Source organism: Cytobacillus firmus DS1, from assembly GCF_000565285.1.
Taxonomy (GTDB): domain Bacteria; phylum Bacillota; class Bacilli; order Bacillales; family Cytobacillaceae; genus Cytobacillus; species Cytobacillus firmus_A.
This window is the reverse complement of the sequence record NZ_APVL01000012.1, coordinates 73475-87524: the sequence shown is the minus strand read 5'-3', so window position 1 is coordinate 87524 and position 14050 is coordinate 73475. Positions and strand designations below refer to the sequence as shown.

The 14050-nt window shown below is 41.2% G+C and carries 11 protein-coding genes and 1 pseudogene; 10 read left to right on the top strand and 2 right to left on the bottom strand.

Annotated features, from left to right (window positions below):
• Window positions 1-12 precede the first annotated feature (12 nt).
• Both PBF_RS16285 and PBF_RS16280 read left to right on the top strand, forming a co-directional pair.
• Window positions 13-1281, top strand: a complete 1269-nt coding sequence (locus PBF_RS16285; RefSeq protein ID WP_035331013.1) for an FAD-dependent oxidoreductase — start codon at window positions 13-15, stop codon at window positions 1279-1281.
• Window positions 1282-1317: 36 nt separating this feature from the next.
• On the top strand, window positions 1318-2952 hold the full coding sequence (locus PBF_RS16280; protein ID WP_035331012.1) for a glycoside hydrolase family 13 protein: 1635 nt from the start codon (window positions 1318-1320) through the stop codon (window positions 2950-2952).
• A gap of 55 nt (window positions 2953-3007) precedes the next feature.
• Here the strand turns inward: PBF_RS16280 and PBF_RS26835 are convergent, their stop codons facing one another.
• Both PBF_RS26835 and PBF_RS26830 read right to left on the bottom strand, forming a co-directional pair.
• Complete coding sequence (locus PBF_RS26835; protein ID WP_235192281.1) at window positions 3008-3355, bottom strand: hypothetical protein; 348 nt, start codon at window positions 3353-3355, stop codon at window positions 3008-3010.
• 9 nt (window positions 3356-3364) lie between these two features.
• Window positions 3365-4030, bottom strand: a pseudogene (locus PBF_RS26830) (SGNH/GDSL hydrolase family protein); the annotation flags it as partial.
• A 233-nt stretch (window positions 4031-4263) separates the two neighbouring features.
• Between PBF_RS26830 and PBF_RS26540 the strand changes: the two are divergent.
• The 8 genes from PBF_RS26540 to PBF_RS16235 all read left to right on the top strand — a co-directional run bounded on the left by PBF_RS26540 (window position 4264) and on the right by PBF_RS16235 (window position 14049).
• Window positions 4264-6078, top strand: a complete 1815-nt coding sequence (locus tag PBF_RS26540; RefSeq protein ID WP_051488914.1) for a hypothetical protein — start codon at window positions 4264-4266, stop codon at window positions 6076-6078.
• A 546-nt stretch (window positions 6079-6624) separates the two neighbouring features.
• On the top strand, window positions 6625-6957 hold the full coding sequence (locus PBF_RS16265; RefSeq protein ID WP_035331011.1) for a DUF3870 domain-containing protein: 333 nt from the start codon (window positions 6625-6627) through the stop codon (window positions 6955-6957).
• A 227-nt stretch (window positions 6958-7184) separates the two neighbouring features.
• The gene (locus PBF_RS16260) at window positions 7185-8282 is read left to right on the top strand and encodes a M24 family metallopeptidase (RefSeq protein ID WP_152539692.1); all 1098 of its coding nucleotides are present in this window, start codon (window positions 7185-7187) and stop codon (window positions 8280-8282) included.
• 46 nt (window positions 8283-8328) lie between these two features.
• Entirely contained in the window at window positions 8329-9933 is a 1605-nt protein-coding gene (locus tag PBF_RS16255) for an ABC transporter substrate-binding protein (protein WP_051488913.1), read from the top strand.
• 63 nt (window positions 9934-9996) lie between these two features.
• Window positions 9997-10980, top strand: a complete 984-nt coding sequence (locus PBF_RS16250) for an ABC transporter permease (protein ID WP_035331008.1) — start codon at window positions 9997-9999, stop codon at window positions 10978-10980.
• Window positions 10981-10991: 11 nt separating this feature from the next.
• Entirely contained in the window at window positions 10992-11894 is a 903-nt protein-coding gene (gene nikC, locus PBF_RS16245) for a nickel transporter permease (RefSeq protein ID WP_081757299.1), read from the top strand.
• Window positions 11895-11911: 17 nt separating this feature from the next.
• A complete protein-coding gene (locus PBF_RS16240) occupies window positions 11912-12850 on the top strand; it encodes a succinylglutamate desuccinylase/aspartoacylase family protein (RefSeq protein WP_035331007.1) in 939 nt (312 codons plus the stop codon).
• Window positions 12850-14049 (top strand): hypothetical protein, encoded by a 1200-nt coding sequence (locus tag PBF_RS16235; RefSeq protein ID WP_035331005.1) that lies wholly within the window; start codon window positions 12850-12852, stop codon window positions 14047-14049. The genes PBF_RS16240 and PBF_RS16235 overlap by 1 nt, the downstream gene beginning before the upstream one ends.
• Window position 14050: the final 1 nt, after the last annotated feature.

Sequence of the window (14050 nt, the reverse complement as noted above, 5' to 3'; positions counted from 1 at the left end):
GAGGAATTGGAGATGGAAATGTATACTCAGATAAAGAATATAGAGATTTCAAAACATGCAGATGTAATCGTAGCTGGCGGTGGCCCTGCCGGGATTGCGGCTGCCATTGCATCAGCAAGGCAGGGCGCCGATACGATCCTGCTTGAACGCAATGGGTTTTTAGGAGGAATGGGTTCCGCTGCACTTGTAAATCCGTTTATGAGTTTTTCTTCAGGGAAAACCCAGCTGGTGAAAGGCATCTTTCAGGAAATGATTGATCGTCTGAAAGAGGCGGGAGCATTTGGAGGAGGAGGACATGCCTGGTCCTTTGATCCTGAAGTTTATAAATATGTCCTGAATGAAATGGCTCTTGAAAGCGGGGTCCGGCTTCAATTCCATTCTTTTGTGGTCGATGCGGTGACAGAGGGGAATCTGATTTCAGGGATAATCATTGAAAGCAAATCGGGACGGCAGTTGTTAAAAGCAAAAACATTCATTGATTGTACGGGGGACGGCGACCTGGCAGCCAGAGCAGGAGCGGAATTCAAGATTGGACGTGAGTCTGATGGCCAGTGTCAGCCTGCAAGCATCATGTTCAAAATGGGCGGAGTCACAAACCGGAAAAAAGCTTGTGAGTATGCAGTTGAAGATGAAAGGCTTCCACAGGGAAGGGTATTGTTTTTTAAGATGCCCCGTGAAGGAGAGGTCATGATTAATATGACCCGCATTGTCAACGTGGATGCCCTGGATGTGGATGATTTAACGAGAGCTGAAATCGAAGGCAGAAAGCAAGTCAAAGAGATTGTTGAATATATGCAGGAAAACGTGGAAGGGTTTGAGAACTCTTACCTGGTTACGACAGGTCCGCAAATTGGCATTCGTGAATCACGCCGGATTATCGGTGAATATGTTTTAACTGCTGATGACGTACTGGAATGCCGAAAGTTTGATGATGCTATTGCTTCCTGCTCCTATATGATAGATATTCATAATCCAACAGGAGCCGGGACTGAGAAGGTGATTCTGCCGAAGGGTCAATGGTATGACATCCCTTACCGCTGCCTGCTTCCAAAGGATTTCGATAACCTTCTGGTAGCAGGGAGATGCATTTCTTCTACACATGAAGCTCATTCTTCCCTCCGTATTCAGCCGACATGCTATGCAATGGGCCAGGCAGCAGGCATGGCCGCAGCTATGTCCGTCGATCAGGGCATTCATCCTAAAGCACTTAATACGGATGAGTTAAGAAGCAATCTATTAAAAGAGAATTGCTTTATCCGGGAAAGTATTTCATCAAGCTGACTTATTTGTCAGGATGTGTGAAGGCGGGGAAAAGTATTGAAAAAAACATGGTGGAAAGAAGCGGTGGTCTATCAGGTATATTGGAGAAGTTTCTATGACTCCAATGGAGACGGGATCGGCGACCTGGAAGGCCTTCTGTTAAAGCTGCATTACATTAAAGATCTTGGGGCGGACGTCATCTGGCTGAATCCTATGTATCAATCTCCTGACAAAGATAATGGGTATGATATTTCGGATTATTATGGCGTAATGGAAAAGGCAGGGGATATGGAGACTGTCGAGCGGTTAATCACAGAAGTTCATAACCTTGGTATGAAGATAATTATGGATTTAGTCGTTAATCATACATCTGATCAGCATCCATGGTTTCTGGAGTCCAGGTCTTCGAAGGATAACCCGAAAAGAGACTGGTATATCTGGAAAGATGCTAAAGATGGAAAAGAGCCAAACAATTGGCGCTCCTACTTTGCCCCCTCACCCTGGACGCGGGAGGAGAAGACGGGCCAATATTACTTCCATTCTTTTGCTGCAGAACAGCCTGACCTGAACTGGGAAAATCGCGAAGTGCGCGAAGAAATCTACAGAATCATGCGTTTTTGGCTCGATAAAGGGATAGACGGATTCCGTATGGATGTTATTAATCTGCTCGCAAAACAGAAAGACTATAGAGATGCGGCTAACCCTTATGACCTCTCCTACTTAGGCAATAATCCGGGCATACATGATTACCTGAAGGAAATGAACCATGAAGTCCTTAAGCATTATGACATTATGACGGTGGGGGAAATTCCATTTGTCACGCCTGAAGATGGTTTATTATACGTTGGAGAAGATCGAAATGAACTTCATACCTTATTCCATTTTCAGGTGGCTGATGATATGCCATCCTGGGATATGCTTCGATACAAGGAAATTCAGAAGCAGTGGTATGAAGGGTTAAAGGGGAAAGGCTGGAACTCGCAGTTTTTAAATAATCACGATCATACCCGGCAGGTAACCAGATATGGCGATGATGGGGAATATCGGGTGGAATCGGCTAAATTACTCGGTACGCTAGTTCATACCATGCCGGGAACTCCCTATATTTTTCAAGGGGAAGAAATAGGAATGACCGGTGTATGTTTCGAAGATATTTCGGACTACCGGGATATCGCTATGAAAAATAAGTACAATGAGCTGGTGGGACGGGGAGAAGATCCTGTTCAAGTCCTTAAAGATCTGCAGCCGCTAAGCAGAGATAACTCACGAACACCTGTACAGTGGGACGACAGCGAAAACGCAGGTTTCACAAGCGGGATACCCTGGATAAAAGTAAACCCGAATTACAAAGAAATCAATGTAAAAAGGGAGCTTGAAATTCCGGACTCCGTCTTCCATTATTATAAAAAGCTGATTGCATTGCGGAAAGAAAATGAAGTCATGGTTTACGGTGATTATGCAGATCTGTCTGATGGCCAGGAAGAATTGTATATCTATTCCCGGTCGTTGGGGAATGTTACATGGATGATAGTCCTTAATCAAAGTGAAAGAACAAATGAGGTCAAATTACCGGAGATTGCACAGGGTACCGGGAAAGAACTTATGCTTGGAAATTATACTGAAATCCCTGATGGAGATTCTGCAGAAATGCTGGTTTTGCGGCCTTATGAAGCAAGGATTTATAGAGTATAAATTTTGAATAAAATGCATGAAAAAGGAGATGCCCCACAGCATCTCCTTTCCCATTTTACGGATTAACCAATTTCAGCTTCTCTTTCGAAGGTGTTTTATAGTTCACATAGCCATCCATCTTCGTTACATAATACCCGCCGCCGACACTGTACTGCCCGCCGAAATTCCCGTCATAGCCATACACACGGTAAGTTTCGCCTGCATTCAGTACCCGGACAGCTTTTAGCTTCCCGTCAGCACGAGTCCATAGGTTAATCGGTTTATCAATCATAAGCTTTCCAATCTGTCCTTTTTTCAGCACCATGCCTTCCCAGTAGACAACGGGAATCTCTTTATCCTCTTCCTTTGGTTCCTCAGGAGCAGGCTTTTCCGGCATTTCAGGGTTCATAAATGTCCAGAACAGGTCTGCAACAGCTTTATAGCCTTCTTCACTCAGATGCACATCCTGCGGGTTCGGAAGGTATCCGATATTGGCAGCGATGGTCTGTGAAATAGAGATATAACTGGAACCTGATGCTTCTGCAATTTTCTCAATAATCGTATTCAATACAGCCAAAGAGTTATTCAGCAGCGGCTGATATTGTGCAGGAAGGTGCGGTAAAGGATTATAGTAGCCCATTATGTAAATCTCTGCAGTGGGGTTAATCGCTTTAATGGCCAGGACTGTATCTGTCAAGTTCTGCTGGACACCCGCCATCGCTTTTTGAACTTCCGCTTCATCGAACGTAACCGCTTCAGTTGTGCGGTCAATTTGAAGCTGGCGAAGAAGATCATTGGCGCCGGCGTTCAGGGTGATATGAGTCGCTTTCTTCAGCTCGGCCTGGATTCCGGCATTTTGGCCAATCGTGACATTATTGCGGATATCGTCGAGGACCTGTTTGGATGTATAGCCGGACTTGGCATAGCTTTTAACAAATCCATCCAGAACACCAGCTTCTTTAAATTCAGCTGCGATAAAATCAGGATAGCCCTTTCCTATAGAACCGAATGGTGTCTGCCCGGCTGCCAGGGAATCACCCAGCGCTATATAATATACTTTTTTATTGCTATCCCAGAAAGCGGAAGCGGGACTGGCCAAACCTAAGATAAGCGCAAAAATAAGACAGATTTTTGTAACAAACTTGATCAATTAGAATCCTCCTTTTTGTAAAAATGGAATATATAACTATGTTACTAGACTTTTAGAACTATAACTAGAGCAATCGTTGTGAAAATAACGACAAATAACGGAATATACCGACATCCAAAGGTGACATCCATATGGTATAATACCTACTAAATATGAATATTTTACCATTAAAGGAGAATTCAATGAGAAGCTTAAAACGATGGACGTTATTACTGATATGTTTTATCCTATTAATTCCAATAAGTGCATCAGCAGAGGAGAGCTGCAGCGGGATTAAGAAGGGGCAGAAAATCTGGTGGGATGGTGTGGAGCTGAAGCCGGGCCAAATTGGACGTTTAACTGTTGCCAGGGATACCTATTTATATAAGCCTGAGGGTGAATTCAAGGTAACCGCACGTGTTCTTAAAGCAGGGGAGAAATATCGCATTTATGCTTTTAAGCCGGGTATGTTAAGTGTGGGAGGAGGTTTATATGTTGATCGGGATGCAAAAGTGAAGTATGAAACCCCATCTAAAGGAAAGCTTTCCAATCTAAAGTGTGCGAATCCGGATTGGTACAAGCCTGCACCTTCCCCGGTAAAACCCCCGAATGATGAAACAAAAGAGGAAACTCCCTCTCCCAAACCCCAGGAACCGGCAGAACCAATGACGTGGAAACTGGAGTACAAAGGGAAACAAAACGTGTCAGACAGGGAACTCGCACCTTATTACCTAAAAAACTTAAACACATATGAACTAAAGTTTCAGACCGGCTACCCCATTAAAATTTATGTAACAGATGACTATATTAATAGATTTGGTGAAGGGTATGCCTATGAAGAAATTGGCGAAATGATGGCCAGCCTGTCTGAAGTCCGGAAAATGAAGCCGTTTGAAGATATGAAATCGTCCCTTCGGTTTTATTTCTATACAAATGAGTCACAGACATCGCTTCCAAAAGACAGCCAGGCTTTTGCCGGCTATCAGGATAATCGGAATGGGGGAAGAGATTATTATATTGTCATGAATGGCAGTACCATGCCTTATGATTTCCGTGCTACTCTCCAGCACGAAATTTACCATTATTTTGATCAGAATACCTATATCGGGCACCATCAATATCAAAATGTATTTCAGAATTACTGGGGTCCTGACTACCGATTCTGGCTGATGGAAGGTGCAGCAGAATACAGCTGTTATTTTCTGCACAGTTATCCTGAAAATACGAAGAATGGGCTGAGAAAACAGATGGTGCAGCCTGCAAAAGAAAGCATTATTGCCTATGCTAAGCAGCAGGGCGGCAATGAAAAAGATTTACTTTGGGAAAATGAACTGAATTCCTTCGACGATATTATGAATGCATCCGGGAATAACTATGGAATTACTCTTTCTTTATTCTGGTATTTGACTGAAATGTACGGCTATGAAAATATTTATCAATATGTGGAAGATGTTAAGAACACCTTCTGGAATCAATCAGCAATCAGCCAGATAGAAAAAGATAAAATGGCCAAAAAGCATTTCGGAAAAACTGAAAAAGATGTGCTGAATGACTGGGTGCAGTACTTTGATACATTTAATGGAGAACTTAAGGAACGCTTTGATATTAAGACCGGAACGGTTAACCATATAATGAATATTGATGACCCGTTATTGCCGGCCAATATCCGGCAGGAACTTGAAGGCGGGACGAGCAGAGGTAAGCTTTTTGTTGTGAATTTAAAGGAGTGGAATCCTGATTATAATTACAAGCAAATGCATGAGTTCAGAAATAAAGCAACCTGGGAATTTGAACTGCGCGCTCCAGGCGAATTGTCTGTAAAAGCCCAGCTGACGGGCGGATTCTTCAGTGATTCGGTGTTGACAAACGGTGATGTTCTGAATGCCTGGTCCATTGCGATCCCTCCGGAAGAAGCATCCAAGCTCCAAAGCGGAATTGCGTATACCCTTCATGTCGATAACAATAATTCAGGATTTGAATGGGTGATTTCGGAGGAACTGGCCATTACATTTAAATAAATTAATTCTACAAAGGACTTCAAATCGGCTGAAGTTCTTTTTAAGTTTGACTCTAACAAGGACGAGGGGACAGGTTCATTGTCCACCATTAAGAATTTAGTAATGAAAAGTTCTGCTTATAAAAAGCACCTTTACTATTATTAAAAAGGTAACATGGTAGAGTAAGGGTGCAACTGAATTTTATGGGTAACCTAACAAGCCAGATGAGACAATGTATACAACCAGCGCCCTAATGGTATTACTTACAATATTTCCATAAAAACAGAGGTATGAAATCCTTATAAATAAAATTATTACTTTAATCAAACGTTTGATTAAATTCTATTATTAAAGTTACACCGATTTTACAGGTTAATGGGTCAAAAGAAAGGCATTTAATAATGCTAAAGAAACGGCAGTTTAATCTGATGGAAAGAAGGTTTCTGTTCTATTATTTATTATAATTTTCTAAAAATAACAAAAAATATCCTTCCGTTCCCGAATAAATTTTGGCATAATAGTTAAAAAGATTTAATATAAAAAAGTAAATAGAGGGGGGTACTGTGTATGACTTTTGATGATACGATAATTTGTACGGGTTATTCTCGATTGCCTGATGGAATGACTGCTAAAAATCTTTATGGTGTCATGGGTGTTGGATTTGAGGTTGACCCAAAAACGGATTGTATTTTGAATGCTTCTAGTACCTTTGTCACAAATATGTGTACTGATTTTATTAAAAGTATTTTTACCGGCCACGATTTAAAAGAAGGTATAGAGGGCCCAATTGAAAGATTTGAAAGAAGGTATTTTGGTCTGGGAAAGAAAGCGATTGTAGCTGCAATGCGGGATGCATACAATCAATATTCTATTTATAAGTCAATGAATGTTCCAGTATAAAAAATTTAAAAATAGCTATTGATTTACGATTAGTAATCTGTATAATTAAAATATATAGAATAATTAAAATAATTTAATTTTTTCAGCGAGCCTGAAGTTCGGTGGATAGGCATCCCCTATTCATACAAAGAATTTTAAGACCAAGCTGTTCGAAAATACCCTTTTTGTAAGGTGTGTTTCGACATGGCTTGGTCTTTTATATTTTATACGAAAAGGAGTGAAAGTGATTGAGATCAAATCCATCAAGAATAATTAGGAGTATGCAGGAGACAGAGTTAAATGGATATGATCATTTAGTTGTCTCGTCAACCTATAACCTAAAGTATCTTTTAGGAGCTAATTTTGATACTGGGGAACGGATGACCGTGCTGCTTTTAACACCGGGGAAAAAGGCAAAACTCTTTATACACCAAATGTTCTCCGATCAAATTCCTGAATTAAATGGAATTGAAATCGTGTACTACAGTGATGATATGGATCCTGTAAAAACGTTAGCTTCCCATTTTTCAAACAAGGAAAGGTTAGGAATTGATCAGACGTGGCTTTGTTCCTACTTTATTGACTTATTAAAGCATCTTCCAGAAATAAAATTCGAGAAAAGTACCATTGTAGAAAAGTTAAGAGAAATAAAAGACGCACAAGAGATTGATACACTACGCCAATCCGCAAAGATTGCCGATGCGGTTATGTATCAAATTCTTCAGCTGCAGCATTTCCCCTGTACTGAGAGGGATGTTGCGGCTACCATTAAGAGTTTCTTCGCTGAAAACGGTGTAAATGAATTATCTTTCAAGCCGATCATTGGTTTTGGGAAAAATTCTGCGAACCCTCATCATACGATTTCTGATCAAGTCTGTCAGCTGGACCAGCCAATCTTAATTGATATGGGAGGATTGTTTAAGAATTACTGCTCCGATATCACGAGAACCTTTTATTTGGGCAGGAGAGATCATAAATTTGAGGACATATACAAAATCGTTCATGATACGCAGCTGCAAGCAATCGATAGGGTCAAGCCAGGCATTGCTTTTTCAGAAATTGACATGTTTGTGAGGAGTTCTTTTGAGAAGTGGGGATATGAGGAAAATTTTATCCATAGAACAGGGCATGGGATTGGACTGGAGCTGCATGAAGGTGTATCAATCCATAAAAACAATCATGATTTAGTTTCCCCGGGAATGGCTTTTAGTATCGAACCAGGGCTATACTTTCCGAATCAATTTGGAATTCGGATTGAAGATATAGTGGTTGTTACAGATGATGGCTGCGAAGTGCTGAATAATAGTTCCAAGGAGGTGCAATATTTGGAGTTAATCGGAGTTTAAAAGGTTTTATGATTTAAATTAATTGATAAAAGGGAGGAATATTAGAATGAATAAGAAAAGCTGGTTTTCCATTTTGTTTGTTATGATGTTCATTTTCTCTGCTTTTCTAGCAGGCTGTTCCTATGAAAAACCAGCCAGCAATAATACAGGTTCCGCAGGATCTGATGATGGAGATGCTGGCGCAGCAAGGGATGAAATTAAGGTCGGGCTGGATGTGGATGCAGGCACGATGGACCCTCGGCTATCAAAAGATACATCTGCCAAAAGGGTTTCCGAGTTAGTCTATGATGGACTCATTCGACTATCGGCTAATCTGGAGCCTGAACCTGGACTTGCAGAGAAATGGGAAAGTCCTGATCCAACAACATGGGTTTTTACCCTTCGCGAAGATGTAACCTTTCATGATGGTGAACCATTCACGGCAGAGGATGTAAAGTATACATTTGATAGTTTAATTGATCCGGATTTTCAGGCACCATATGCTTCACTTTATGAGCCGATAAAGTCTGTTGAAGTAGTAGACGATTACCAAGTGAAATTTACTTTAAAAGAGCCATCCGCACCACTATTAAGCTATTTGGACATTGGGATTGTACCTAAACATATTGGTGAAAAGAATGATAATACTTTATCCAATAATCCAATTGGGACAGGTCCTTATAAGATGGTGAAGTGGGATAAAAACAGCAAAATCTCATTTGAAGCAAATGATAAATACTGGGGCGGCTCACCTAAGACAAACAAGCTAACCTACTTTATTATTCCTGATAACTCCACTCGTGTTGCCTCATTAGAATCAGGAGATATTGATATCGTACATTCTCCTCTATCTCCTCAGGATATCAAAAGAATAAAAGAAAATGATCAATTTGAGGTTATTGAAACAGAAGGACTTGGATTTACTTATTTGAACTTTAATCAAAAACACCCAATATTATCTGATCTAAAAGTGCGCCAGGCAATTGCCCATTTAGTCAACAAAGAGATTATCTCCTCTGATATTTATCAGGGAATGGATACACCTGGTAAGTCACCGCTTATTCCAGCTTCATGGGCATATGATGAGTCCATTTCCGGCTTTTCTTATGACCCGGCTAAAGCAGCGGCGTTATTTAAAGAAGCTGGCTGGGAAGATAGCGATGGAGATAGCATTCTGGACAAAGATGGGGAAAAATTAAAAATTACTCTTTCCACTCATAGTGAAGATCCAAACCGTATGCAGGCAGTGGAATATCTGCAAAACGAATTCACTAAAAATGGGGTAGAAACTGAAGTGAAAACTAGTGAATGGCCAACTTTCAGTACTGGTCTGACGGAAGGTAACTTCGATATTGCGTTAGTCGGATGGCTAAACCTGGTTGACCCGGATCGCTCTTTCTATAACCCTTTCCATACGAATGGTGGAAGCAATTACGGCAAATACAGTAATGCAACTGTTGACGAATTAATTGAGAAGGGAAGAACTACCCTGGAACAGGCTGAACGTAAATCCTTCTATCAGGAAGCTGCAAAGATTGTTACAGAAGAAGTAGCATATGATGTCCTATTGTACCAAGGCTATATTGCTATGTATAACAAGAACCTTAAAGGCTTTACTGAGCATCCGGCGGGCAGTTTCTATGGACTTAAAGATGCTGAGATAACAAATTAAGGAAGGCTGAAGCAGGGAAGGGGAGGTTTCCCTCCTCTTGCCTTAAAGTCAGGAGTGATTTAAATGGCAACATTTATTGTAAAGAGATTCTTTCAATTTATCCCTGTTTTATTAGGAATTTCAATCTTAGTCTTCTTCCTGCTGCATCTTATTCCTGGTGACCCTGCCCTAACCCTTCTCGGGCAAGATGCAACAAAAGAGGATCTTGAACGATTGAGAAATGTTCTTGGGTTAAATGAGCCTCTTTATATTCAGTTAATGGTTTTTCTTAAAAATCTATTTCAAGGAGACTTGGGAATCTCTATTTTTCAAGACACCCCTGTTATTACACTGATTTCCACCCATCTCCCTGCTACTCTGGAGCTTGCAGTTGTTGCAATGATCATAGCACTTTTAATTGCGATTCCACTGGGGATCATATCTGCGGTAAAACAATTTTCCTGGCTTGATTACGGCAGCATGTTTTTTGCGCAGATTGGTGTATCGATGCCGGTTTTCTGGATGGGACTGTTATTGATAATTGGCTTTTCTGTGAATTTGAATATCCTTCCTTCCTTTGGAAGAGGAGAGCCGCTATTAGATGCGTTCGTGCAAACGATTCAGACCGGAAATCTCTTCTATTTAGTCGATAGTTTACAGCATATTATTCTTCCTGCCTTCACTTTAGGCGTAATGAGTGCTGCACTCATTACCCGAATGGTCAGATCAGCAATGCTTGAAGTATTGAAAGAAGATTATATCCGAACAGCCGAGGCAAAAGGAGTTAGAGGAATTGTTGTCATCATGAAACATGCTTTTCGGAATGCCTTAATTCCGGTAGTAACCATCGTTGGACTTCAGTTTGGAAATTTACTTGGCGGTGCCATTGTCACGGAGACCGTATTTGCTTGGCCGGGAATCGGCCGGTTAGTCATTACGGCGATCAGCCAGAGGGATTTCCCGGTGGTTCAAGGCTGTGTCTTAATGATTGCGCTTATTTTCGCTTTAATTAACTTGATTGTGGATATTTTGTACGCCATTATCAATCCAAAAATTCAACAAGGATAAGGAGGGAGATGATGGAACTTTCAAAACAATACCAAACAGAGAACCAAACAGGAACTCTCCCCAAGAAAGGCTTTGACTTTAAAGACTTTTTCCAGCTTATCACCCAGAGTAAGTCCGTTTTAATTGGCGGTGCTTTTGTATTAGTGGTTGTGATTTGCGCCATTTTTGCTCCTGTCATTTCTACTCATGATCCCTATGAAATGAATATGAGTGAACGGCTGCTGACACCAATGGAAGATGGTCATATTTTAGGAACCGACCAGTATGGCCGGGATTTGTTTTCCAGAATCATATACGGGGCAAGGGTTTCTCTTGAAGTGGGATTAGTTTCAGTAGTGCTGGCCATGGTTATTGGTGTTACGCTCGGTTTGGTATCTGGATATTACGGTGGCTGGGTTGATACGCTGATTATGCGCGTCGTTGATATCTTCCTTTCATTTCCTGTATTGCTCTTAGCCATTGCCCTAGTTGCGGCTCTCGGTCCGGGTATAGAAAATGTGATTTTGGCCCTCGGCTTTGTATACTGGACCAATTATGCGAGGATTGTACGGGCAAATGTTCTGGCTATTAAGGAAGAGGAATATATTCAGGCGGCAAAGACGATTGGTTCGAATGATTTTCGCATCATCTTTTTAAATATTTTGCCCAATTGCCTCGCTCCGATTGTTGTTGTAGCCACACTTGGGCTCGGGACCGCTATTGTTTCTGAAGCGACACTAAGCTTTCTTGGTCTTGGCATTCAGCCGCCGGAATCCAGCTGGGGCTGGACACTGGCATTTGGAATGAAATTTATCAGGGAGGCCCCGCATTTATCGGTCTATCCAGGCTTAGCGATCATGTTCACAGTATTAGGCTTTAATTTATTGGGAGACGGAATCAGGGATTTAACCGATTCGAAATTAAAAAGGAATTAATTCAAGGAGGAATTATCATGACAGTTACATCTACACGCGAATATAAAGAGGTTGTTGTTACACATTTATCCAATGGAACACCGCTTTCTTTGCCAATCCATACCATTCAAGGGGTAAAAGAGGGACCGGTTCTTGGCATTTCTGCCCTTGTACATGGTGATGAAATCATTGGAGCGGAAATCATCAGGCGAGTATATAACCGCTTAGATGAATCTGAATTATCAGGCACGATTAAGCTTCTCCCTGTTTCCAATCCGTTGGCATTTGAAAGTATGACTAGAAATACACCTCTTGATATGAATAATTTAAACAGGGTGTTTCCGGGAAACAAAAACGGCTGGGTAACAGAGCAGCTTGCCAATTCAATGGTGGAAAACTTTTTAGAACATATTGATGTCTATATTGACCTGCATGCTGGCGGTGCAACTCCGGTTGTTGATTATGTATACATTCAAAATAATGAAGAATTATCACGGGCATTTAACTTCCCGATTTTATACCGTCCTTCGCATCCATATGAAGGCACTACAGCTACTTATACGTTAGAAAAAGGCATCCCAAGCATTACAGTCGAGGTAGGAGGAGGACCTAACCACGATAAAGACATTGAAAGAGGAGTAGAAGGGATTTTCAATGTGATGCGAAAGCTGAAAATGATTCCCGGTGAGGTCGCGCCTCCTCCAAAACAAAAAGTTATGACTGAAATTACGATTATTCGTCCGAAGCACGGGGGAATCATGGTGCCGGAATTTGACTTTAGTGCTGTAGGCACCGTCATTGAAGGAAATCAGGTTCTGGCAAGAACTTATAACCCAAGAACATTTGAAGAGCTGGAAGTCATTCGGGCCCCATTCCAGAATAACGTGGTGATTTTAACAAGAGGCCTCTTTAATAAAGTAAGTCCGGGAGATTATGGATTTATGCTTGGTAATCTTGATAGTGCGGAGGAAGAATAATGAGAACTGAAACGGTCCATTTCGAGTCCTTGGACCACAAATTGTCACAGGAATATACGCAAATTGTACTGGGGATGGATGATTTTTATCGGAAAAACCTCCCATCCGGCTCAGAAGCTTCACTTGATCAGGAAGGATTAGTACCCATTAACTTAACGAGAGAAACACCAAATTCCTACAGCAGCTGGAATGAGATTTTTGCAGATTTCGAGGATTTAAGAAGCAGCTATTCAGCTATACAATCCGAGGTTCGCAGAAACTATATGCAGCAGCAAATCGGTTCACTCCTAAGGCTGGCAAGATGGCGGAGCGGTGAGGAGATTCCCTTCAGGGAGAATGTTAGAGGTCTGTTATATGTAAATGAAAATCCCTTTTCAGAGGCAGAAAGAAAAGAGCTTCATAATAGGCTTGAATCTTTATTAATCCAAAAGGGATTCTCAGGAACGCTGAAAGAGAAAGTAAAGAAGTGGGAACAAGCACAGCATGTCCCTTCACAACAGGTGGAATCTGTATTAAAAGATTTACTTTCTCAAGGAAAAGAGCGTGTTGTTCAAAAAATGTTTAAAGAGATGGAGGATGTGGAGGTAACTCCAGTGGTCGTGAACGTTGTGCCGTATAGTGCCTATTGTGACTATGTTGGCGGGAAAATGTATATAAATGGCGATCTGTCCTATACCTATGAATCTTTAAAACATTTAGTCACGCATGAATCTTTTCCGGGCCATACTACACATATGAGAATAAGAGAATTAGGTGTCCAATCCGGTGATATCCCGCTTGATGCCGGGTTAGTCATCACCAATACAGCAAGCAGTTCCGTATTTGAGGGGATTGGAGATAATGGGATCGATTTCATTGATTGGACGGATTCCCTGGATGATGAAATCTACAAAGTTTATCAGGAAATCAAATCGATCTCAGGAATAAATGCTGCACATATGATCCATGCAGAGGGGAAGCCAGATGAAGAAGTTTCTGCATTTCTAAGAGAGTTTGCATTTGGTGAAGAAAATTGGATTCTTTCCAGGCTCCGCTTTTTCAAACATACCTTAAGAGCTCCGTTTATTTATTCTTACTGGAGAGGAAATGAAGCGGTAAATGAGATCTATAAAAGATTGTCTGAGGATAGAAAGCAAGCTTTCTATGAGTTTTTATATAAAAATATGTTATCTGCAGATACAGTTAAACAATTCAGATAGG

What these genes read in the sequence shown, in the direction of transcription:
- PBF_RS16285 (WP_035331013.1), top strand. Translation starts at nt 13, where the DNA reads ATGGAAATGTATACTCAGATAAAGAATATAGAGATTTCAAAACATGCA.
- PBF_RS26540 (WP_051488914.1), top strand. Translation starts at nt 4,264, where the DNA reads ATGAGAAGCTTAAAACGATGGACGTTATTACTGATATGTTTTATCCTA.
- PBF_RS16265 (WP_035331011.1), top strand. Translation starts at nt 6,625, where the DNA reads ATGACTTTTGATGATACGATAATTTGTACGGGTTATTCTCGATTGCCT.
- PBF_RS16255 (WP_051488913.1), top strand. Translation starts at nt 8,329, where the DNA reads ATGAATAAGAAAAGCTGGTTTTCCATTTTGTTTGTTATGATGTTCATT.
- PBF_RS16250 (WP_035331008.1), top strand. Translation starts at nt 9,997, where the DNA reads ATGGCAACATTTATTGTAAAGAGATTCTTTCAATTTATCCCTGTTTTA.
- nikC (WP_081757299.1), top strand. Translation starts at nt 10,992, where the DNA reads ATGGAACTTTCAAAACAATACCAAACAGAGAACCAAACAGGAACTCTC.
- PBF_RS16240 (WP_035331007.1), top strand. Translation starts at nt 11,912, where the DNA reads ATGACAGTTACATCTACACGCGAATATAAAGAGGTTGTTGTTACACAT.
- PBF_RS16235 (WP_035331005.1), top strand. Translation starts at nt 12,850, where the DNA reads ATGAGAACTGAAACGGTCCATTTCGAGTCCTTGGACCACAAATTGTCA.